Below are 1,274 nucleotides of genomic sequence, written 5' to 3'. Positions count from 1 at the left end.
CGTGCACCCCGGGGTGCACGGCGTCGTAGCGGTCCAGGTTGGGCCGGTCAGTCGGCGGCGGACTCCAGGCGGGCCAGGGCCTCGCGGAGGGCGTCCACGTCCTCGGCGCCCGCGTCGTCCACGAAGGCCAGCACGGCGGCGCGGCGGTCGGTGGGGCGCAGCTCACCGAGGGTCTCGGACATGAGTCGGGCCACGAAGCCCTCGCGGCTGGTGGCGGGGTTGTAGGCGTAGGCGCGGCCCTGCTTGGTGCGGTCGAGGAAGCCCTTGCGGCTCAGGCGGTCCATCACCGTCATCACGGTGGTGTAGGCGATGTCGCGGGCGGCGCCGAGCGTCTCGTGGACGTCGCGCACGGTGAAGCCCGTGGGCTGCGGGGCCTCGTGGTCCCACAGGTGGTCCATGATGGCCTGCTCGAGATCGCCCAGACCCGATGCGGTGTTCGACATGTCAGCTCTCCCCGGTGGTCGACGGGCCGGTTGGCCACGACTGTGCATAGTACGCCCGGCCGTCGTAGGTGTGGCAGGGGGTGGTGCGTCACCCGGCCGCGCGCTCGAGCCGCACGGTGGCGTCGCACCAGTCGCGGCCCTCCTCGCGGTGGCTCACCAGCACCACGGAGCGATCCCGGGTGGCCGCGCCCAGCTCGTCCATCACGGCCGACGCGGTGGGCCCGTCCAGGTGCGCCACCGGCTCGTCGAGCAGCACCACCGGCCGGTCGCCCAGCAGCACCCGTGCCAGGCCGATGCGGGCCTGCTCGCCGCCGCTCACCGCGCGGTGGCCGGCGCCCAGCATCGTGTCCAGGCCGTCGGGCAGGTCGGCGAGGAAGGGGCCCAGCCCGGCGCGCTGCAGGGCGTCGGTGAGCACGGCGTCGTCGGCACCCGGGCGGGCGGCACGCAGGTTCTCGCGCAGCGACGAGGCGAACACGTGGGGCGAGTCGTCCTGGAAGGCCACGGCGGCGCGGGTGGTGGCCAGGGGCAGGTCGAGCACGTCGTGGCCGTCCTGGGTGGAGCGGCCGGCCGAGGGGTCCAGGTGGCGGGCCAGCACGGCCAGGGCGGTGGACTTGCCGGAGCCGCTGGGACCGGTCAGGGCGATGCGGCGGTCGGGCGGCAGGTCCAGGTCGAGGCCACGGAGGGTCTCCTCGGCCTGCGGGGTCCAGCGGGCGGAGAGGCCCTCCAGACGGAGGTGCGGGCGGGCGGAGACGGGCTGCGCGGGGTCGGGTCGGCCCGCGTCGGGCTGCGTTGGGTCGGGCTGCGTCGTCCTCGCCGGCGCGTCCCCCGCCT

The 1,274-nt window shown here is 75.7% G+C and carries 2 protein-coding genes; both read right to left on the bottom strand.

The features are described 5' to 3' along the window. Positions 1-47: 47 nt before the first annotated feature. Complete coding sequence (locus HMPREF3099_RS09080) at positions 48-443, bottom strand: BlaI/MecI/CopY family transcriptional regulator (protein WP_070705664.1); 396 nt, start codon at positions 441-443, stop codon at positions 48-50. An 88-nt stretch (positions 444-531) separates the two neighbouring features. Then, positions 532-1,274: ATP-binding cassette domain-containing protein (locus tag HMPREF3099_RS09075; protein WP_141762096.1), on the bottom strand; the 743-nt coding region annotated here is incomplete at its 5' end.

It is taken from the genome of Kytococcus sp. HMSC28H12, from assembly GCF_001816045.1.
GTDB lineage: Bacteria > Actinomycetota > Actinomycetes > Actinomycetales > Dermatophilaceae > Kytococcus > Kytococcus schroeteri.
The sequence above is the reverse complement of the archived record's forward strand: the minus strand, read 5'-3'. Positions and strand labels throughout refer to the sequence as shown.